At 73.7% G+C, this 19,787-nt stretch carries 17 protein-coding genes; 5 read left to right on the top strand and 12 right to left on the bottom strand.

Translation table 11 applies throughout. The features are described from left to right. Positions 1-1,182 precede the first annotated feature (1,182 nt). Positions 1,183-2,673 (bottom strand): replication-associated recombination protein A, encoded by a 1,491-nt coding sequence (locus NMK34_RS12160; protein WP_318333466.1) that lies wholly within the window; start codon positions 2,671-2,673, stop codon positions 1,183-1,185. Positions 2,674-2,748: 75 nt separating this feature from the next. Then, on the bottom strand, positions 2,749-2,961 hold the full coding sequence (locus NMK34_RS12155) for a hypothetical protein (RefSeq protein ID WP_018785054.1): 213 nt from the start codon (positions 2,959-2,961) through the stop codon (positions 2,749-2,751). 132 nt (positions 2,962-3,093) lie between these two features. On the opposite strand from NMK34_RS12155, the gene NMK34_RS12150 reads away from it, so the two are divergent. Continuing rightward, positions 3,094-3,834, top strand: a complete 741-nt coding sequence (locus NMK34_RS12150; protein ID WP_318333465.1) for an N-acetyltransferase — start codon at positions 3,094-3,096, stop codon at positions 3,832-3,834. A 97-nt stretch (positions 3,835-3,931) separates the two neighbouring features. Here the strand turns inward: NMK34_RS12150 and NMK34_RS12145 are convergent, their stop codons facing one another. The 4 genes from NMK34_RS12145 to aspS form a co-directional block, all read right to left on the bottom strand. Beyond that, entirely contained in the window at positions 3,932-5,281 is a 1,350-nt protein-coding gene (locus NMK34_RS12145; protein WP_318333464.1) for an MFS transporter, read from the bottom strand. Next, entirely contained in the window at positions 5,278-5,892 is a 615-nt protein-coding gene (locus tag NMK34_RS12140) for an ArsR/SmtB family transcription factor (RefSeq protein ID WP_318333463.1), read from the bottom strand. Before NMK34_RS12140 ends, NMK34_RS12145 begins: the two co-directional genes overlap by 4 nt. Before the next feature lie 61 nt (positions 5,893-5,953). Beyond that, a complete protein-coding gene (locus NMK34_RS12135; RefSeq protein ID WP_318333462.1) occupies positions 5,954-6,763 on the bottom strand; it encodes a sugar nucleotide-binding protein in 810 nt (269 codons plus the stop codon). Positions 6,764-6,828: 65 nt separating this feature from the next. Further along, positions 6,829-8,634 carry an aspartate--tRNA ligase gene (aspS, locus tag NMK34_RS12130; protein ID WP_318336329.1) on the bottom strand — a complete coding sequence of 602 codons (1,806 nt, stop codon included), beginning with the start codon at positions 8,632-8,634 and terminating at the stop codon, positions 6,829-6,831. Between the two features lie 149 nt (positions 8,635-8,783). Here aspS and NMK34_RS12125 point away from each other — a divergent pair, with 149 nt between their 5' ends. Beyond that, on the top strand, positions 8,784-9,482 hold the full coding sequence (locus NMK34_RS12125) for a DUF998 domain-containing protein (RefSeq protein ID WP_318333461.1): 699 nt from the start codon (positions 8,784-8,786) through the stop codon (positions 9,480-9,482). 57 nt (positions 9,483-9,539) lie between these two features. Here NMK34_RS12125 and NMK34_RS12120 read toward each other — a convergent pair whose 3' ends face one another. Beyond that, a complete protein-coding gene (locus NMK34_RS12120) occupies positions 9,540-10,589 on the bottom strand; it encodes a S1 family peptidase (protein WP_318333460.1) in 1,050 nt (349 codons plus the stop codon). A gap of 201 nt (positions 10,590-10,790) precedes the next feature. Next, a complete protein-coding gene (locus NMK34_RS12115) occupies positions 10,791-11,267 on the bottom strand; it encodes a helix-turn-helix domain-containing protein (RefSeq protein WP_318333459.1) in 477 nt (158 codons plus the stop codon). A gap of 55 nt (positions 11,268-11,322) precedes the next feature. On the opposite strand from NMK34_RS12115, the gene NMK34_RS12110 reads away from it, so the two are divergent. Continuing rightward, positions 11,323-11,823 carry a PaaI family thioesterase gene (locus tag NMK34_RS12110; RefSeq protein WP_318333458.1) on the top strand — a complete coding sequence of 167 codons (501 nt, stop codon included), beginning with the start codon at positions 11,323-11,325 and terminating at the stop codon, positions 11,821-11,823. Positions 11,824-11,935: 112 nt separating this feature from the next. On the opposite strand, the gene NMK34_RS12105 is transcribed toward NMK34_RS12110, so the two are convergent. From NMK34_RS12105 to NMK34_RS12095, 3 genes are read right to left on the bottom strand one after another with little or no spacing between them, the layout of a single operon-like run. Further along, complete coding sequence (locus NMK34_RS12105; RefSeq protein WP_318333457.1) at positions 11,936-12,865, bottom strand: acyl-ACP desaturase; 930 nt, start codon at positions 12,863-12,865, stop codon at positions 11,936-11,938. A gap of 51 nt (positions 12,866-12,916) precedes the next feature. Continuing rightward, complete coding sequence (hisS, locus tag NMK34_RS12100) at positions 12,917-14,257, bottom strand: histidine--tRNA ligase (RefSeq protein ID WP_318333456.1); 1,341 nt, start codon at positions 14,255-14,257, stop codon at positions 12,917-12,919. Between the two features lie 40 nt (positions 14,258-14,297). After that, positions 14,298-15,017: an MBL fold metallo-hydrolase gene (locus NMK34_RS12095; RefSeq protein WP_047892832.1), complete on the bottom strand. Its 720-nt coding sequence runs from the start codon at positions 15,015-15,017 to the stop codon at positions 14,298-14,300. A gap of 236 nt (positions 15,018-15,253) precedes the next feature. On the opposite strand from NMK34_RS12095, the gene NMK34_RS12090 reads away from it, so the two are divergent. Further along, positions 15,254-16,123 (top strand): peptidylprolyl isomerase, encoded by an 870-nt coding sequence (locus NMK34_RS12090; RefSeq protein WP_318333455.1) that lies wholly within the window; start codon positions 15,254-15,256, stop codon positions 16,121-16,123. 84 nt (positions 16,124-16,207) lie between these two features. Beyond that, positions 16,208-17,047 carry a peptidylprolyl isomerase gene (locus NMK34_RS12085; RefSeq protein WP_318333454.1) on the top strand — a complete coding sequence of 280 codons (840 nt, stop codon included), beginning with the start codon at positions 16,208-16,210 and terminating at the stop codon, positions 17,045-17,047. Positions 17,048-17,118: 71 nt separating this feature from the next. Here NMK34_RS12085 and NMK34_RS12080 read toward each other — a convergent pair whose 3' ends face one another. After that, positions 17,119-19,590, bottom strand: coding sequence for a RelA/SpoT family protein (locus NMK34_RS12080; RefSeq protein ID WP_370585018.1), 2,472 nt, complete (start codon positions 19,588-19,590; stop codon positions 17,119-17,121). Positions 19,591-19,787 lie beyond the last annotated feature (197 nt).

Raw genomic sequence — 19,787 nt, 5'->3', positions numbered from 1 at the left:
GCGACGGCGCGCCGGATGGCGGGCGAGTGCCGGTGACCGGTGGCTGCTGACCGGTGGGTCCGTCCGGGCGGCGGCGGTACGGCGCGTCCGGCGGACGCGGCGCCTCGGGCACACCGGGCCACGGACCGTCGACCGGGCGGCGCGGGGCGGCGGCTTCGGGGCCGCCGGGCCAGGGACCGTCGGCGGCCCGGCGCGGAGCACCCGGCTCGGGACCGCCGGGGCGTACCGGCGGCGCGGCGGGACCGGGCGCGTCGGGGCGGCGCATGACCGGGGGACGTGGACCGGGACGGCCGCCGGGCGGCGTCTCCGGGCCGGGACGGCCGGCAGGCGCGTCCTCGACCGGCGGGCGGGCTCCCGGCGGCATCGCCCCCGCCGGACGCCCGGCGGCCGGGGGCGTGTCCATGCCGGGCCGGCCGGCAGGTGCGGCGATGTCCGCACCGGACCGTCGCGGCGGAGGCGTGTCGAGGCCCGGACGGCCCGGGGCCGGAGGGAGGTCGCTACCGGGTCCGCCGGTACGGCCCGCGGCCGGCGGCGCCGCCGGTCCAGCACGGCCGGTCACGGGCGGCATCGTCGGGTCGGTGCGGCCGCCCGGAGCGGGCCCGTTCGGGTGAGGCCGGCCGGGCGCCTGCGGCGCGGCGGCCGATGGCGGCACGGGACGGCCTGGGGCCTGCGGTGCGCCGGCCGGTGGCGGCACGGGACGGCCGGAAGCCTGGGGCGCGGCGGTCGACGGCGCAACGGGACGGCCGGGAGCCTGCGGCCCTGCCGGCGGCGGCACGGACCGGCCGGGAGCCTGCGGCGGACCGGACCGGCCTGCGGGCGGCGGCGCAACCGGTTGACCGGCCGAGGGCGGCTGCGGGCCCGGTGCCGTGGGCGGCGAAGCCGGTCGGCCGGCGGGCGGCATGCCGGGGGCGGACCCCGGCGCGGCGGCCGGACGGCGCGGTTCGGCGGCCGGCCACGACGGGTCGGCGCCGGGGTGCGGCGCCGGGACGTCACCGTCCGGTCCGAGTTCACCGCCCTGGTGCTTGGCGGTGCGCAGGTCGTCGATCCAGCCGAGTTCCTCGCCGACGACGGTCGGGTCCAGCTCGGGCTCGGCCCGGCCGCGTCCCCACCGGCGACCCTTGCCCCGCGGGTCGCGCCGCTCGTCGGGGCCGTCCGCCGGCCGCTCCGGACCACGCGCCATCACTACTGACCCCCCTCGGCGGCGTCGCTGCCGCCCTCACTCGCCCCGCTGGCCTGCTCGCTGCCCCCCACCCGGGCCCCGTTCGCGGCGGCCGGGGCGCCGGCCTCCGCCCGGGTCGCCGGAGCCGGCAGCCCGCGTACGATCCGGCGCAGCAGCGGCAGCCGGGTGGCCACCGCCCGCTCCGCGCCGTGCCCGCTGGGCTGGTAGTAGTCGGTGCCGACGAGGTCGTCCGGAGCGTACTGCTGGGTGACCACCCCGCGGTGGTCGTCGTGCGGGTAGCGGTAGCCGGCGCCGTGGCCGAGGCCCCGCGCGCCGGAGTAGTGGGCGTCGCGCAGCCCGCGCGGCACCGGACCGCCCCGGCCCGCGCGTACGTCGGCGACGGCGGCGCCGATCGCTGTGGTGGCCGAGTTCGACTTCGGCGCGGTGGCCAGGTGGATGACCGCCTGGGCCAGGTTGAGCTGGGCCTCGGGCAGGCCCACGTACTCGACCGCGTGGGCGGCCGCGGTGGCCACTGTCAGCGCGGTGGGATCGGCCATGCCGACGTCCTCACTGGCGAAGATCACCAACCGGCGGGCGATGAACCGGGCGTCCTCACCGGCCACCACCATCCGGGCCAGCCAGTGCAGTGCCGCGTCCACGTCCGAGCCGCGCATGCTCTTGATGAACGCGCTCGTCACGTCGTAGTGGGCGTCGCCGTCGCGGTCGTATCGCACCGCCGCCACGTCGACCGCCTGTTCGGCCACCGCCAGGTCGATCCGGCCGGTGCCGAGCGCGGTCGCGGTGGCAGCGGCCGCCTCCAGCGCGGTGAGCGCCTTGCGCACGTCGCCCCCGGCGAGCCGGACCAGGTGGTCCTCCGCCTCCTCGGCCAGGACCAGCGCGCCGCCGAGTCCGCGCTCGTCGGCGACCGCGCGGCGCAGCAGGCCGCGGACGTCGTCGTCGTCGAGGGCCTGGAGGGTGAGCAGCACGCAGCGCGACAGCAGGGGCGAGATGACTGAGAAGTACGGGTTCTCCGTGGTCGCCGCCAGCAGCGTGACCGTACGGTCCTCGACCGCGGCGAGAAGCGAGTCCTGCTGGGTCTTGCTGAACCGGTGCACCTCGTCGATGAACAGCACCGTCGGCGGGCCGCCGGACCGGCGTTGCCGGCGGGCGGTGTCGATCACGGCGCGGACGTCCTTCACGCCCGCGGTCAGCGCGGACATCGCCACGAACCGCCGGTCGGTGGCACGGGCCACGAGGTGGGCGATGGTGGTCTTGCCGCTGCCCGGCGGACCCCAGAGGATCACCGACATCGGCGCCGCGCCCTCGACCAGCTGACGCAGCGGCGCTCCCGGCGCGAGCAGGTGTTCCTGCCCGACCAGCTCGTCGATGCCCGCCGGCCGCATCCGCACCGGCAGGGGCGAATCCGCCCGGGCGTCGGTGAAGCCGTCGGCGCCGCCCGCGCCCGCGGGTGCGCCGGCCGGCTCGCCGAGGCTGAAGAGGGCGTCCGATTCCATCACGAAGACAGTACCGGGCCGGGCCGACGACGCCGGAATCGCGCCGCCGCCCCGGCCCGGGGTGGTCTTTTCCGGTCAGCCGCGACCCGGCCGCCGACCCCGGTACCACCGGCCGCCACCGCCGCCGCGCGGGCCGGAGCCGACGCCGGCCAGGTAGAGCGAGAGCAGCAGGAAGCCGATGAGCATGAGGGTCGAGGTGCTGAACAGATCGGGGGCGCCGAGGTCGGTGTTCATGAAGTCGAGCAGCAGCGCGAAACCGAACACGATGGCCGCGAGAATGGCGAGCATGTCGTTCCTCCGGTGGGGGTTCCCAGCAGGTCGGCGACGGATGTACCCAATCGGTCTGTTCGTCAATCTCCACCGTGGAACAGGCGGTGCCTCGGCCGTCGGTACCAGCGGGGATGCTCGTACGCTGGCGGAATGATCAGGGTCGACGAGGCGCTGACCGGGCGGGACGCGCTGCTCGGCGCGGCCGGCCACCACCCGTACGCCCGGCACGCGCTGCGGCGCGACGAGGCCGCGCGCGGATGGCGGCACGCCGGCGCGGTCGGATGGCTGCTCCCTCCGGGCGAGTGGTCGGCCGGCGGCGCGGTCGGCGCACCCGGCCCGGCGCTCGACGTCTTCGCCGCCCACCGGGCGGACGGGACGCTGCGGGCCGGTCAGTCGGTCAACCTGTCCCACGCCGATCCGGACGAGGTGGCCGCGCGACTGCCGGTGGCCCGGCTGATCGAGTGGGACTTCCTCTGGACCACCGCGCCGCCGCCGCGCCAGCCGGAGCAGGAGCGGGTGGTACGCCTCACCGCTGCCGACCACCCCGCGCTGGCCGCGCTGATCGAGGAGGCGTTCCCGGCCACCACCTCCCGGCCGGGCGAGCCGGGCATCGCCGACTGGTACGGCATCCGCGACGGTGACCGCCTGCTCGCCTGCGGCGCCGATCGCAGCCGCGGCGACATCGGCTTCCTGGCCGGGCTGACGGTCGCACCGGGGCATCGCGGCCGAGGGCTGGGCGCGGCGCTGACCGCCGCGATGACGTGCGCTCTGTTCGGCAGGTACGACGCCGTGGCGCTGGGCGTCTACCCGGACAACGTGGGCGCGATCCGGCTGTACCGCCGGCTCGGCTTCACCGCCGCCGAACGCCGCACCTCCGTCAAGCTCGCCTGACACGCGGCGCCCCCGACCACGCGAGATCTTGGTACGAGACGGCCCCGGTGAGGGCCCTCTCGTACCAAGATCTCGTCCGTCTCCGGGGGCGGTCGGGTCAGTCGCGGCCGGCGGGAGCGGGCGCGGCTACCGCGGGGGCCGCGTCGAGGGGCGGGCCGGCGTGGCCGGGGCCGCCCACCGTCGGCTCCGGTTCCACGGTGACGTCCTGCGGGGCGCGGCGGGCGGCGCGCCAGGCCGGCAGGTAGAGCGGCGCGGCCACGGCGAGCACGACGCCGCCGACGATCATTGCGGTGCTGACGCTCGTGGCGTCGGCCAGCGCGGTCAGGGTCACCGCGCCGAGCGCGCCGGCCGGCTGGGCGGCCATCGAGTTGAGCGACAGCACGCTGGTCCGGTACGGACCGTCGACCTGCCGGTGCAGCAGTCCCATGTGCAGCGGATTCGACGCGCCGTGCACGGCGTAGCAAGCCAGGTACGCGATGAGGATTCCGACCGGACCGGCCAGCAGGCCCATGCCGACCACAGTCACGCCCTGGAGGATGCGCATCAGCGCGGCGGCCGGGGCGGCGCCGAGGTGGCGCAGCAGGAACGGGGTGAGCGCGGCGCCGGCGGCGTTGGCGAGCCAGGCCGCCGTGCCGGCGGGGCCGAGCAGTGCCGCCGCGCGGTCCGGGTCGTCGAGCACCTCGGCGAGGCGCACCGGGAGCAGCGACTCGAAGGTGACCATGCCGAAGCCCCAGAAAAGCTCGACGGCGACCAGGGCCGCGAGCACCCGGTTGCGGCGCAGCAGCCCGACGGCCTGCCCGACCATGCGGGGCGCGTCGACCACCGAGGCGCGCAGCGCGGCCGGGCCGGATGCGGGCCGCCGCTCGGCCATCAGCGCGAGCAGCGCCACGATGGAGACGGCCTGGAGCACGGCGGCGACGATCACCGGCAGGGCCAGCGCGCTGACCGGGCCGATCGGGCCGAGCGCGACCAGGCCGCCGCTGAGCAGCGCGCCCGCGCCGATCGCGACACCGATCACGGTGCCGGCCCAGCCGAGGCCGCGCTCGTACTCGGCCTTCGGGTCGACGGCGAGCGTGGCGTCGACGTACCAGGATTCCATCGGGCCGCTGTCGAGCGCCCGGTAGACGCCCTGCAAGGCCCAGACCAGGAAGAACATCCAGAACGAGTCGGCCACCGCCATCAGCGCCAGCGAGCCCAGGCCGAGCACCCAGGCGGCGACCAGCACCGGTTTGCGGCCGAGCGCGTCGGCGAAGCCGCCGGTGGGCAGTTCCAGCGCCAGCACGACGAGGCCCTGCGCGGTGGCGACCAGGCCGATCTGGGAGAGCGTGAGGCCGCGCTCCTGCATCAGCAGGATCATCACCGGCATGAGCAGGCCGCTGGGCAGCCAGCGCAGGCCGTACAGCGTGAGGTAGCGGATCCGGATCTGGCGTACGGACAGCGTGGTCACGGCTTCTCCTCGGTGGACGGCGGGGTGGGCCGCGGGAACGCCGCGTCCATCGGGAGAGCGGCGAGGTAGAGCTGGACCGTCTCGGCGTCGGGGTCGTCGGGGTCGGTCTCGTCGCGGTGCCGCTCGAAGAGCGCGAAGACCTCCTCCTTGATCGCTTCGAGGCGGGAGACCGGGATGCGCATGAAGAAGTCGCCCATGCCGAACGCGTCGCGCCAGGCCGGTCCCCACTGGTGCCGCTGGGCGAACCAGCGTTCGGCGTGGCCGGCGAAGAAGCGGACGTAGTCGGCCTCCAGCCACTCGATGGCGGCTCGCGAGTCGGGGTCGTCGTCGAAGTCGCTGGATTCCCAGTTGGTGACGTCGTGCGCGGCCCGCCAGTAGCGCTGCCGGCCGGTGCCGAGGTCGGGGTCCTCGACCACGAGGCCGACCTCGGCGAGCTGGCGCAGGTGGTAGCTGGTCGCGCCGCTGTTGGTGCCGAGCATCTCGGCCAGGGCGGTGGCGGTGGACGGGCCCACCACGCGCAGCGCCCCGATCAGCCGCATGCGCAGCGGCTGGGCCAGCGCGCGGACCTGGCGGTGGTCGATGCGAACGGCGCGCTCATTCTTCTCCTGCATGTGATGCACAATATCTGTGCACACTTTCCATGCACAAGATGCTTGCAAAGAATCTGTGCAACTAGCCGTACAGCTCGGTGATGCCGCGCAGCCGGGTCCGCAGCAGCCCCGCGGCGCGGGTGGAGTCCAGCACCACCTCGCCCGGACGGTGCAGCCCGGCGGCGGCGATGGTGGTCGTCCGCAGCCCGCCCGCGTCCACCCCGTCGTGCCGGGCCACCAGCAGCCCCATCTCGGCGCGGCTCACCGCGTCCGGCCCGGCCACGTTGAGCAGCCCGGCGTACTCGCCCGGCACCAGCTCCAGCACGGCGGCGGCGAGGTCGGCCACGTGCACCGGGCAGCGCAACTCGTCGGTGAACAGCGTGGCCCGGCCGGCCAGCGCGTGCCGGCAGAGCTGGATCTGCTTGCTGCCCTCCCCCACGATCAGCGACGTCCGCACCAGCGCCGCGCCCGGGTCCACCGCCCGCACCGCCGTCTCCGCCGCCGCCTTCGCCGCCCCGTACGGGTGCAGCGGCGTGGGCACGTCCTCGTCCGCGCACGGCTTCGGACGCCCGGCGTGCAGCGCGTCGCTGGACAGGTGCACCAGCCGGGCGTCCACCTCGGCGGCGGCGACCGCGATGTGGGCCGCCCCGTCCGCCGTGACCGCCCAGTCGTCGTACCGGTAGGGGGTGGCGACGACGGCGTCGGGGCGTACCCGGGTCAGCAGCTCACGCACGGCGGCGCGGTCGGTCACGTCGAGCCGGTGCGGCGCGACGCCGGGCACCGCGACGGCGGTCGAGTGGTACGTGCCGGCCACCCGGTGCCCGGCGGCGACCGCCTGCCGGCACACCTCGGCACCGAGGAAGCCGCTGGCTCCCACCACGAGCAGACGCATCAGTCCCCCTGGAAGATCGAAAAGGCCCGCGTCATCATGACGCGGGCCTTTCGGCGAGGCGAGGATCAGGTGGGGTCGGCCACCGGGGCGGCCGGGCCGGCGGTGCCGGCGTGCGGACCGGTCGGCGCCTTCGGCTTGGCGTCGATGCCGGCCTCGGCGCGCTGCTGCCCGGTGATCGGGGTGGGTGCGCCGGTCAGCGGGTCGAAGCCGCCCCGGGTCTTCGGGAACGCGATGACCTCGCGGATCGAGTCCGCGCCGGCCAGCAGCATGCAGACCCGGTCCCAGCCGAACGCGATGCCGCCGTGCGGCGGGGCGCCGTACTTGAACGCCTCCAGCAGGAAGCCGAACTTGTCCTGCGCCTCGTCGGCGGTGATGCCGAGCAGGTCGAACACCCGCTGCTGCACGTCACCGCGGTGGATACGGATCGAGCCGCCGCCGATCTCGTTGCCGTTGCAGACGATGTCGTACGCGTAGGCCAGCGCCCGGTCCGGTGCCTCCTCGAACCGGTCCACCCACTCGGCGTTCGGCGAGGTGAACGGGTGGTGCACGGCGGTCCAGCCACCCTCGTCCGTCTTCTCGAACATGGGCGCGTCGACCACCCAGCAGAACGCCCAGGCGCTCTCGTCGATCAGGTTCGCCCGCTTGGCGATCTCGATCCGGGCCGCGCCGAGCAGCTCCTGCGCCTCGCGGGTGTTCGTGCTCGCGGCGAAGAAGATCGCGTCGCCGGGCTTCGCGCCGACCGCGTCGGCCAGGCCGGACAGGTGCGCCTCGGACAGGTTCTTCGCCACCGGGCCGCGCGGCTCGCCGGTCTCGGCGTCCAGCACCACGTACGCCAGGCCGCGCGCGCCGCGCGCCTTGGCCCAGTCCTGCCAGCCGTCCAGCTCCTTGCGGGTCTGCGACGCGCCGCCGGGCATGACCACCGCGCCGACGTAGCCGCCCGCGTCGATCGCGCCGGCGAACACCCGGAACTCGGTGCCGCGCAGGTAGTCGGTCAGCTCGGTCAGCTCCACGCCGTAGCGCAGGTCCGGCTTGTCCGAGCCGTACCGGGACATGGCGTCGTGCCAGGTGATGCGCGGGATCGGCCGGGCGATCTCGTAGCCGGCGAGGTCCTTCCACAGCGCGGACACGATCGCCTCGCCGAGGTCGATCACGTCGTCCTCGGTGACGAACGACATCTCGATGTCGAGCTGGGTGAACTCCGGCTGCCGGTCGGCGCGGAAGTCCTCGTCGCGGTAGCAGCGGGCGATCTGGTAGTACCGCTCCATGCCGCCGACCATCAGTAGCTGCTTGAACAGCTGCGGCGACTGCGGCAGCGCGTACCAGCTACCCGGCTGAAGCCGCACCGGCACCAGGAAGTCGCGGGCGCCCTCCGGGGTGGAGCGGGTCAGCGTCGGCGTCTCGATCTCCAGGAAGTCCCGCTCGTGCAGCACGCCGCGGGCGATCTGGTTGGCCCGCGAGCGCAGCCGCATGGCCTTGGCCGGGCCGCCCCGGCGCAGGTCCAGGTAGCGGTACTTGAGCCGGATGTCGTCGCCGGCCTCGATCTGGTCGTCCACCGGCAGCGGCAGCGGGGCGGCCTCGGAGAGCACCTCCAGCTCGGACGCGGTCACCTCGACCTCGCCGGTGGGCAGGTCCGGGTTCTCGTTGCCCTCCGGACGGCGGGTCACCTCGCCGGTGACCTTGACGCAGAACTCGTTGCGCAGCGCGTGCGCGTCCTCCTCGCGGAAGACCACCTGCACGACGCCGGAGGCGTCGCGCAGGTCGACGAAGATGACACCGCCGTGGTCGCGCCGGCGGGCCACCCACCCGGCGAGCGTCACCGTCGAGCCGGCGTCCGCGGCGCGCAGGCTTCCGGCATTGTGGGTACGGATCACGGCTGGCGTCTCCTCAATCTGGTCCACTCACTGCTCCCCCGCATTCTGTCAGGGCGGGCGGGCCCGCTCCCGGGCACCCGTCGAGCCGGGTCTCTCCCGGAGCGCGACAAACCCCGGTGGAGGGCGTCACCGGCGGTTACCGTGACCGGGTGCGTGCCGTACCGAGCTGGGCCGTGGCCACCGCGGCCGCCGCGCCCGCGCTGCTGGTGGCGGGCTGGACGGTGGCGGGCGCCCGCCAGGGCCCGGGGTACGACCCGGTACGGGACACGATCAGCGAGCTGGCCGGCGAGGGTGCCACCGATCCGTGGCTGATGGGCGGCGCACTGGTGCTGCTCGGCTGCTGCTACTGCGCCACCGCCGCCGCGCTGCACGCCGCCGGGCTGCCCAGCCGCTTCCTGCTGGCGGTCGGCGGGGTGTCCACCGTCGCGCTCATCGCGTTCCCCCGGCCGCAGGTGGGTGGCTCCCCGGCGCACGGCGTGGTGGCCACCGTGGCGGTGCTCGCGCTGTCGCTGTGGCCGGCCGGTACGGCGCTGCGCCTGCCCCGCAGGGTGCCGCGCGAGGTGGCCGCCTCCCCGGCGGGCCGGCCGCCGTGGGCGTTCCGCCGGCCGGTGGCGCTGGCCGTGACAGCCGTGTTGCTGGCGTTGTTCGGCTGGTCGGTGGCCGAGGTGACCGGCGGCTCCCGGACCGGGCTGGCCGAGCGGGTGGCCGCGCTCGCGGTGACACTCTGGCCGCTGGCCGCGGTGCTGTCCGCGCGGCGGGCCCACCGGCACTGGACGGCCCGGCCGGCGGAGCCGCCGCGCCCGGACGGCCCGCCGGTCGGTCCGGGCCGTCTCGGGGCAGGCACCTGATGGGTACGCGGAACGGGCCGCCGGTCTCCCGGCGGCCCGTTCACAGCGGTGCGTGGATCAGAAGACGCTCACGCCGTAGCGGCTGAGGGCCTCGGTGACCGGCTGGAAGTAGGTGGTGCCACCGGTACGGCAGTTGCCGCTACCACCGGAGGTGAGGCCGAGCGCGACGGTGCCGGCGAACAGCGAGCCGCCGCTGTCGCCCGGCTCGGCGCAGACGTTGGTGCGGATGAGGCCGGAGACGCTGCCCTCGGCGTAGTTCACGGTCGCGTTCAGCGCGCTGACGCTGCCGCTGCGCAGGCCGGTGGTGCTGCCGGAACGACGGACGGACTGGCCGACGTACGCGTTGCCCGCCGAGGTGATGTCCTGGAAGCTGCCGTTGTACAGCGACACGTTGCCGGCCGCGTTGGCCGAGTTGCTGTGCCGGACGATGCCGTAGTCGTTGCCCGGGAAGCTGGTGCCGGCCCGGGTGCCGAGCAGGCTGGTCTGCGCGGAGTTGCTGTACCAGCTCGACGAGATGTTGGTGCAGTGGCCCGCGGTGAGGAAGTAGTAGGTCGAGCCGCTGCGGACGTTGAACCCGAGCGAGCAGCGGCCACCGCCGCCGGCGTAGATCGCCTGGCCGCCGGAGATCCGGGTGCTCAGCACGCCGGCCTCGGCCTCGATGCGGATCGCGCCGTTGTGCCGGGCGGCGGCGGCCTTGACCCGCTCCAGCTTGGCGCCGGTGACGGTGCTGTCGACGGAGACGACGACCTGGTTCGTGGCCGGGTCGGTCCACCAGGCGGTGCCGGGGATCTTCGCGGAGCGCTCCAGCTCGCTGGTGGCGGCGTTGAGCTTGTCCGCGCCGCGCGCCACGATCTTCGGGATGGCGCCGGCGGCGCGCACCTGACGGGCGGTGGCGGTGTCGGTCACCGTGACGACCATCTTGCCGCTGGCGTCGGCGTACGTGCCGGCCGCGCGGGCGCCGAGCTTCTCGACGAGGGTGGCGGCGGCGTCCGGCGAGAGGGCCGTGGGGGCGGCCTGCGCGGGTGCGCCGAGCAGCGAGCCGGTGACCAGGGTGCCGGCGACGGCTACTGCGGCGGCGCGGCGGAGCGTGGACCTCGTGGGTCGCATGTAACAACCTCCGAATGGGGGTGAACGGGCGCTGTCATGGGGGCGCGCCCGAGGACAACCCGGGCGACCTGGGGAAACCGCCCGGGTGCCCAAAGTATTCACACATTTAAGATCGTAAACAAGACATGACTTTGCCCGGATTCGCACCGACGCCCGATGTAACGCCGGAGCAACAACATCGACACCATCTGTCAGAGCCGGTCAGGGGTCGCGGCGGCGGGCCCCCGGGCCCGGGCGGGGCAGCACGTCGCGCGCCTCGGCGATCTCGTGCCCCTCGGCGCAGCGCAACGCGACCCGGACCTCGGCGCCGCAGTCGCGGTGCGCGACGCTCAGCGGCGAGCCCTCCGGGTCGGCCAGGTAGCGGTCGCCCCAGCCGAGCACCGCGACGAGCACCGGCCAGAGGTCCAGGCCCATCCCGGTGAGCCGGTACTCGTGGCGCGGCCGGCTGCCCGGTTCCCGGTACGGCTCCCGGCGCAGCACACCGCGCTCGACGAGCATGGCGAGCCGGTTGGTGAGCACCTGACGCGGGATGCCGGTGCGCACCCGCATGTCGTCGAAGCGGCGTACGCCGTTGAAGACCTCGCGGAGCACGACGAGGGTCCACCGCTCGCCGAGGATCTCCATGGCACGCGCGATGGTGCAGTTCTCCACCGACCAGTCCAGTGCCGCGGGTCTCATGCCGACAGGCTAGGTCTGATTGACAGACTCAGCAACGCGCTGCGAGGCTGAGTCCATGACGCAGACGCAGGAGCGCACCCGCACGTTCACCTGGTCCGACCCGGCGGCCGGCGCCGCGCACCTGGGCCGGCGCAGCGGCCTGGAGCTGATGCGGGCGATGATCGCCGGCGAGCTGGACGCGCCGCCGATCATGCACCTCGTCGACATGTCCCGGATGGAGGCCGAGGAGGGACGGGTCGCGGTCGAGCTGCTGCCGCAGGAGTTCCACTACAACCCGCTCGGCACCGTGCACGGCGGCGTCCTCTCCACACTGCTTGACACCGCCGCGGCGTGCGCCGTGCACACCACGCTGCCGGCCGGCGTCGGCTACACGTCGCTGGACCTCAACGTGAAGTTCCTGCGCCCGGTGACAGTCGACACCGGCACGCTGCGCTGCGAGGGCACCGTGGTGCAGCGCGGCCGCCGTACCGCCCTGGCCGAGGCCCGCCTCACGGACCCGGCCAACCGCCTGGTAGCCCACGCCACCTCGACCTGCCTGATCTTCCCCCTCCCCTGATCACCCTCGCCCCGCCCGTCCTCGGCGATCTTGCAGTTGCGGCCCCCGCGGCGCCGGTTTCGCGGCAAATGCGGGGGCCGTGAGTGCAAGATCGCCCGGGAGAGGGCGGGGTTCAGGCCGTGGTGGCGGCGACGCGGGCGGCTCGGCGGTCCTCGAAGCGGGACGCCTGGGTCTCCAGGGTGTCCAGGTGGGCGGCGATCTGGTCGCGGGCGGCCTCGCCGTCGGCGTTGAGGCCGGTCACGTCGAACAGGTTCCACTGGCGCAGCACCGGCATCACCACCTCGTCACGGTGCTGGCGCAGGTCGTAGATCCCGGCCAGCGCGATCGCCACCGACTTGCGGGCGAAGCCGTCGATGCCGACACCCGGCATCTGGAAGTTGGCGAGCACGTCCGCGACGGCACGCATCGCCTGCGAGGGCGCCAGCTCGAACGCCGCGCCGAGCAGGTTGCGGTAGAAGACCATGTGCAGGTTCTCGTCCGCGGCCACCCGGGCCAGCAGCGCCTCGCACGTCGGGTCGCCGGTGGCCCGGCCCGTGTTGCGGTGCGAGATGCGGGTCGCCAGCTCCTGGAACGACACGTACGCCAGCGAGTGCAGCATCTCCTGGTCGTGGACGTTCTGGTAGCCGGCCGACATGTGCACCATGCGGGCCCGCTCCAGCGCCACCGGATCCACCGCCCGGGTCACCGTGAGGTAGTCGCGGATCGCCGTGCCGTGCCGCCCCTCCTCGGCGGTCCACCGGTGCACCCAGGTGCCCCACGCGCCGTCGCGCCCGAACAGGGTGGCGATCTCGTGGTGGTACGAGGGCAGGTTGTCCTCGGTGAGCAGGTTGACGATCAGCGCGGTCCGCGCCACCTCGGGCAGCGTCGAGTCCTCCGGCGACCAGGCCTCGCCGCCCAGCGGGCCGTCGAAGGTGCGGCCCTCGCTCCACGGCACGTACTCGTGCGGGAACCACTCCTTGGCCAGCGACAGGTGGCGGTCGAGGTTCTTCTCGACCACCGGCTCGAGTTCGGTGAGCAGAGCGGTCTGGCTGAGCACGGTCACGACGTTCTCCCTACGGTGGCGTAACTTACGCCACCGTAGGTCGAAACGCCGTCAGACGCCAGTGCCGGCCGGGCCGACCAGCGGCTTCAGGTCCGCCCGGGGCGGCGTCCACTCCCCCGCCGCGGCCGGCACCTGCTCGCCGGAACGGATGTCCTTGACCTCGTCGCCGTCCGCGCCGGGGAACCAGACGTACGGGATGCCGCGCCGCTCGGCGTACCGGATCTGCTTGCCGAACTTGGCCGCCGACGGGGACACCTCGGTCGGCACACCGCGCGAACGCAGCGCCGCCGCGACCGCGTCGCTGGCCGCCCGGTCCTCCTCGGCGGTGACCGCCACCAGCACGCAGGTCGGCACCGAACGGGACACCGACAGCGCCTCGGCGCCGAACAGCAGGCCGAGCATCCGGGTCACCCCGATCGAGATGCCCACCCCGGGGAACCTGACGTTGCCGGAGCTGGCCAGGTTGTCGTACCGGCCGCCGGAGCAGATCGAGCCGAACCGCTCGTAGCCGATCATCTGGGTCTCGTAGACCGTACCCGTGTAGTAGTCCAGGCCCCGCGCGATGCGCAGGTCGGCCACGCAGAGGCCGGGCGCGTGCGCGGCGGCGGTCTCCACCACGGCGGTCAGCTCCGCGACGCCCTCGTCCAGCAGCGGGTCGCTCACCCCGAGGCCACGCACCGCGTCGGCGAAGGAGGCGTCCGGCGCGGAGATCTCGGCCAGCGACAGCACGGCCTCGGCCTGCGCCTCGCTCGCCCCGGCGGTGCTCGCCAGCAGCTCCGTCACCCCGGCCGGGCCGATCTTGTCGAGCTTGTCGACGGCGCGCAGCGCCGCCTCCGCGTCGGTCAGCCCGATGCCCCGGTAGAAGCCCTCGCAGATCTTGCGGTTGTTGACCTGGATCCGCACCGGCGGGATCGGCAACGACCGCAGCGCGTCGCCGATGACCAGCGGCATCTCGGCCTCGTACTGGGCCGGCAGCGTGTCCCGGTCGACGATGTCGATGTCGGCCTGGAGGAACTCGCGGTAGCGGCCCTCCTGCGGGCGCTCACCGCGCCACACCTTCTGGATCTGGTAACGGCGGAACGGGAACTGCAGCTTGCCGGCGTTCTCCAGCACGTAGCGGGCGAACGGCACGGTCAGGTCGAAGTGCAGGCCGAGCGCGTCGTCACCGGCCGGCCCGTCGGCGTCGGCCTGCAACCGGCGCAGCAGGTAGACCTCCTTGGAGGTCTCCCCCTTGCGCAGGAGCTGGTCCAGCGGCTCGACCGAGCGGGTCTCCAGCGGCGCGAAACCGTACAGCTCGAACGTGGTGCGAATGCGATCGAGAACGAACTGCTCGATCATCCGCTGGGCAGGGGTCCACTCCGGGAAGCCGGAGATGGGCGTGGGCTTGCTCATCACGAACTCCTTGAGAACCCGCGCGGGCGCGGGTGAGGGTCTAGAGGCCTCGGGTGGGCGCGGCCGGGCGCGCGCCGCCGGTGCCCGCCACCTCGACGAGGTACGGGTTGGTGGCGCGCTCACGGCCGATCGTGGTCGCGGGGCCGTGGCCGGGCAGGACGACCGTGTCGTCGGCCAGCGGGAGCACCTTCTCCCGCAGGCTGGACAGCATCCGGGGCATGCTGCCGCCCGGCAGGTCGGTGCGGCCGATCGAGCCGGCGAACAGCACGTCACCGGAGAGGCAGATCTGCTCCGCCTCCCAGGGCGAGCCGGCGCCGGGCAACCGGAACAGCACCGACCCGCCGGTATGGCCGGGGGCGTGGTCGACGGTGATCTCCAACCCGGCCAGCGACAGCGTCGCGCCGTCGGTCAGCTCGGCCACGTCGTCCGGCTCGGCGTACGGCAGCCGGCCGCCGAACAGCTGGGTCAGGTCCATCGACAGCGCCTTGCTCGGGTCGGCCAGCAGTTCCCGGTCGTCCGGGTGGACGTAGGCGGGGATGCCCCGCGCGCCGCAGACCGGGGCGACGGAGAAGGTGTGGTCCAGGTGGCCGTGGGTGAGCAGCACGGCGGCCGGGTGCAGGCGGTGCTCGGCGAGCACGGCGTCGAGCCGGTCGAGCACCCCGATGCCGGGGTCGACCACCACGCACTGCTCCCCCGGCCCGGTCGCCACCACATAGCAGTTGGTGCCGAAGGCGTCCGCGGGAAAGCCGGCCACGAGCACGTCGCTCCCCTTTCCGTCCGGTCGTCGTCTGCTTGCAGCCTAGTCGTAGCGGCGAGCGAGTTCCGTCCGCCACCGGCCCCGTCCGCCCCGGCCGGGGCGAGACGACGGGACCTCGTACACCACATTCACAGTCGCTACCCGTACACTCTGGCGGGCGTGTGGCGTGGCGCACCCCGATCGGAACGGCGGACGGCGCCCGGCGCCGGCGGCGATCAGGCAGAGGAAGGGGAGCGCGCGTGGCTTCCAGCAGGGACCGGCAGCGCAAACTGGCGCGCGCCAAGCTCGACCGGCAGCTCGCCCGGCGGGCGGCGGCCGCGAAGCGGCGCCGGCAGATCCGGGCCGGCGTGGGCGCCGCGGTGGTGCTCGTGCTGATCGTGGCCGGCTCCGCCTGGGCGCTCGGCGCGTTCGACTCCGAGCCGGAGAAGAAGGCCGCCGACGACGTCTGCCTCTGGACCGCGCAGGACGGCGCGGTCAACACCAACCTCAAGGACGTCGGCGAGCCGCCCACCACCGGCCTGCCCACCTCCGGCACGCGCCCGATGACGATCACCACCAACCAGGGTGGGCCGATCACCGTCGAGCTGGACCAGACCGACGCGCCGTGCGGCGCGGCGAGCCTGAGCTATCTGGCCGGCCGGTCGTTCTTCGACAACACCACCTGCCACGAGATCACCGCCGAGGGCGCGCTGCGCTGCGGTGACCCGACCGGCACCGGCCTCGGCGGCCCGACCTACTCGTTCTACGACGAGAACGTCCCGGCCGCGGCGGAGCCTAGCCCCTCGGCCTCCCCGGCGCCCGGGCAGCCGGCGACGTACCCGAAGGGCACCGTCGCCATGATCGGCAACCCGCCCGGCAGCAACGGCAGCCAGTTCCTGATCTTCTTCAAGGACGCCAGCCCGGCCAAGCCGGCCTACTCGGTGGTCGGCAAGGTCACCGGCGGGCTCGACGTGGTGGAGAAGATCGGCGCCATGCCGACGGTGGACAATGGCAACGGCGCCAAGGTCAAGCCGAAGACGCAGGTGCTGGTCCAGAGCGTCACCGTCGGCGAGCCCGGTGCGGCGCCGGCCGGCAGTCCCGCGCCGTCGCCCAGCGCCAGCGCGGGCTGAGAACACAGGCGAGCAGGCCGCAGGCCGTCGGCTGGACCCGGCGGTGCGCGTGCCGAACCCATACGCAGCAGGTGAGGAGTGACCGTGACGTCCACCAGAGACCGCCAGCGCGCGGCGGCGCGGGCCAAGCTCGAGCGCGAGATGGCGGAACGGGCCGGCCGGGCCCGTAAGCGCCGGCAGACCCAGGCGATCGTCGGGGCCGCGGCGGTGCTGGTGCTCGTCGTGGCAGGCACGGTCTGGCTCGTCGCCGCGCTCGGCGACGACGACGACAAGCAGGGCACCACCACCGCCGCCGGGGCCGTCCAGTGCGCGTACACGGAGGTGCCCAAGGAGGGCCGTCCGGCGCAGATCAAGGACGTCGGCCTGCCGCCGGCCCAGCAGTCGGGCAAGGGCACCCAGACGATGACCATCGACACCAACCTGGGCCCGATCACCGCCAAGATCGACCGCGCCAAGGTGCCCTGCACCGCCGGCAGCTTCACGCACCTGGCGAGCAAGGGCTTCTTCGACAACACCAAGTGCCACCGGCTCGTCACCGAGGGCATCAAGGTGCTCCAGTGCGGCGACCCGAGCGCCACCGGCAAGGGCTGGCGGGACACCGACGGCACCGGCGGCCCGTCGTACAACCTGGCCGAGGAGAACCTCCCCACCGACAAGCGCCCGCCGTACCCGGAGGGTGTCATCGCGATGGCCAACTCCGGCCAGCCGGGCAGCACGGGCAGCCAGTTCTTCATCGTTTACGGCGACTCGCCGCTCGACCCGAACTACACGGTGCTGGGCACCATCACCGGTGGCATGGACGTGGTGAAGCAGGTCGCCGCGGCCGGTGACGACGGCGCGTTCGCCAAGCAGGCCGGCGGTGGTCACCCGAAGAAGGAGATCACCATGACCAAGGTGACGATGAGCCCGGTCGAGGGCGGCTGACCGCACCCGCACGACGACGAAGCGCCCGCCGGCTGATCGCAGCCGGCGGGCGCTTTCGCGTGCGTGGTGGCTCAGGCCCCGGAGGTGACCCGGTACGCGTCGAACACGCCGTCGACCTTGCGGACCGCGGCCAGCAGGTGCCCGAGGTGCTTCGGGTCGGCCATCTCGAAGCTGAACCGGCTGACCGCCACCCGGTCGCGGGTGGTGGTGACAGTCGCGGAGAGGATGTTGACCCGCTCCTCGGACAGCACCCTCGTCACGTCGGCGAGCAGCTTGTGCCGGTCCAGCGCCTCGACCTGGATGGCGACCAGGAACGTGGAGGCGGACGTGAGCTTCCAGCTCACCTCGACCACCCGCTCGGGCTGGGCGCGCAGGTCCTCGGCGTTGGCGCAGTCGTCCCGGTGCACGCTGACCCCGCCGGAGCGGGTGACGAACCCGAACACCGAGTCCGGCGGTACGGGCGTGCAGCAGCGGGCCAGCTTGATCCAGACGTCACTGACGCCGCGGACCACCACGCCCGGGTCGGCGCTGCTCTGCCGGCTGCGCGGCGGCCGGGTGGCGACGGCGGTCTCGGCGATGTCCTCCGCCGCGCCCTCCTCGCCGCCGTAGGAGGCCATCAGCTTCTGCACGACCGACTGCGCGGAGACCTGGCTGTCGCCGACCGCCGCGTACAGCGAGGCCACGTCGGCGAGGTGCAGGTCCCGGGCGATCGCCATCAGCGCGTCCGAGGTGAGCATCCGCTGCAACGGCATGCCCTGCTTGCGCATCGCCTTGACGATCGCGTCCTTACCGGCCTCGATCGCCTCCTCGCGCCGCTCCTTGTTGAAGTACTGGCGGATCTTCGTGCGCGCCCGCGGGCTCTTGACGAAGCCGAGCCAGTCCTGCGTCGGCCCGGCCGTGTCGGACTTCGACGTGAAGATCTCGATCACGTCGCCGTTGGACAGCGTCGACTCCAGCGGCACCAGCTTGCCGTTCACCCGCGCGCCGATGCACTTGTGCCCGACCTCGGTGTGCACCGCGTACGCGAAGTCGACAGGCGTCGACCCGGTCGGCAGCGGGATGACGTCGCCCTTGGGGGTGAAGACGTACACCTCCTGGCTGGACAGGTCGAACCGCAGCGCGTCCAGGAACTCGCTCGGGTCGGCCGCCTCACGCTGCCAGTCCAGCAGCTGCCGCAGCCACGTCATCTCGTCGATGTGCGCCGGCGGGCCCACCACCGGGGTGCCCTTGTGCTCCTTGTACTTCCAGTGCGCGGCGATGCCGAACTCGGCGGTGCGGTGCATCGCGTACGTGCGGATCTGCATCTCCACCGGCTTGCCGGTGGGCCCGATGACAGTCGTGTGCAACGACTGGTACATGTTGAACTTGGGCATGGCGATGTAGTCCTTGAACCGGCCCGGCACCGGCTGCCAGTTGGCGTGGATGACCCCCAGCGCCGCGTAGCAGTCACGAACCGTGTCGACCAGGATCCGCACACCCACCAGGTCGTAGATGTCGTTGAAGTCGCGCCCCCGCACGATCATCTTCTGGTAGATCGAGTAGAGGTGCTTCGGCCGGCCTGTCGTCTCCGCCTTGATCTTGGCGGCCTTCAGGTCGGTGGACACCTTCTGCGTCACCTGACGCAGCAGCGCCTCGCGCTGCGGCTGGTGCTCCCCGATCAGCCGGTTGATCTCCTCGAACCGCTTCGGGAACAGCGTGCCGAAGGCCAGATCCTCCAGCTCCCACTTGATCGTGTTCATACCGAGGCGGTGCGCCAGCGGGGCCAGGATCTCCAGCGTCTCCTTGGCCTTCTGCTCCTGCTTCGGGCGGGGCAGGAAGGTGAGGGTCCGCATGTTGTGCAGCCGGTCGGCCAGCTTGATCACCAGGACCCGCGGATCCTTCGCCATCGCGACGACCATCTTGCGGATGGTCTCGGCCTTGGCCGCGTCGCCGAGCTTGACCTTGTCGAGCTTGGTGACGCCGTCGACGAGCAGCGCGACCTCACCGCCGAAGTCGGCGCGCATCGCGTCGAGCGTGTACTCGGTGTCCTCGATGGTGTCGTGCAGCAGCGCCGCGACCAGCGTGGTGGTGTCCATGCCCAGGTTCGCCAGGATGGTCGCCACGGCGAGCGGGTGCGTGATGTAGGGGTCGCCGGACTTGCGGTACTGCCCCGAGTGCCACCGCGCGGCCGTGTCGAAGGCGCGCTGGAGCAGCCGCGCGTCGGCCTTGGGGTGGTTCTCCCGGTGCGTCGCGATCAGCGGCTCCAGCACCTCGCTGACCTGCGAGGTCTGCCAGGGCGCGTTGAACCGGGCCAGCCGGGCGCGTACCCGCCGGCCGGTCGGCGCGTTGGAGAGGGCGAAGCCGCTGCCGGGCGTGGATTCGGTGGAACCCTCGGTGGGGAACGGCACCACGACCGCCCCGCCGTCGGCCGTCGCGTCGGACGCGCCGCCGGTGGCGCCGGTCGCCCGGGCCGGCGGGTTGCCGCTGCGCTCGGTCACCGAGCCGTCCGCGTCGCCTGTCGGGTGCACCGTGCCCTCCACCGGAGGGACGACATCGTGGGACACCGGCCTCCTCACCGCTCGCCGGGGTGCGCCGGCCGTCCGGCCGACGTCTGGTTCAACCGGCCCGGAGGCCGGTCTTGTTCCACGCGGTCACCGGGGCCGGGCCCCGGCGCCTTCGCCGCCCCGGACAGCTCGGCCGGGGCGGGCAAAGGGCAATGCTACCCGTACGCAGGGTACGCCACCGCTCCCCCGGACGGTCG

This window comes from Micromonospora sp. BRA006-A (assembly GCF_033433935.1).
GTDB lineage: Bacteria > Actinomycetota > Actinomycetes > Mycobacteriales > Micromonosporaceae > Micromonospora > Micromonospora aurantiaca.
The sequence above is the reverse complement of the archived record's forward strand: the minus strand, read 5'-3'. Positions and strand labels throughout refer to the sequence as shown.

Excerpts from the sequence above, each read along its gene's own strand:
- NMK34_RS12160 (WP_318333466.1), bottom strand. The coding sequence starts at position 2,673 with ATGGAATCGGACGCCCTCTTCAGCCTCGGCGAGCCGGCCGGCGCACCC.
- NMK34_RS12155 (WP_018785054.1), bottom strand. The coding sequence starts at position 2,961 with ATGCTCGCCATTCTCGCGGCCATCGTGTTCGGTTTCGCGCTGCTGCTC.
- NMK34_RS12150 (WP_318333465.1), top strand. The coding sequence starts at position 3,094 with ATGATCAGGGTCGACGAGGCGCTGACCGGGCGGGACGCGCTGCTCGGC.
- NMK34_RS12140 (WP_318333463.1), bottom strand. The coding sequence starts at position 5,892 with ATGCAGGAGAAGAATGAGCGCGCCGTTCGCATCGACCACCGCCAGGTC.
- NMK34_RS12135 (WP_318333462.1), bottom strand. The coding sequence starts at position 6,763 with ATGCGTCTGCTCGTGGTGGGAGCCAGCGGCTTCCTCGGTGCCGAGGTG.
- NMK34_RS12120 (WP_318333460.1), bottom strand. The coding sequence starts at position 10,589 with ATGCGACCCACGAGGTCCACGCTCCGCCGCGCCGCCGCAGTAGCCGTC.
- NMK34_RS12115 (WP_318333459.1), bottom strand. The coding sequence starts at position 11,267 with ATGAGACCCGCGGCACTGGACTGGTCGGTGGAGAACTGCACCATCGCG.
- NMK34_RS12110 (WP_318333458.1), top strand. The coding sequence starts at position 11,323 with ATGACGCAGACGCAGGAGCGCACCCGCACGTTCACCTGGTCCGACCCG.
- hisS (WP_318333456.1), bottom strand. The coding sequence starts at position 14,257 with ATGAGCAAGCCCACGCCCATCTCCGGCTTCCCGGAGTGGACCCCTGCC.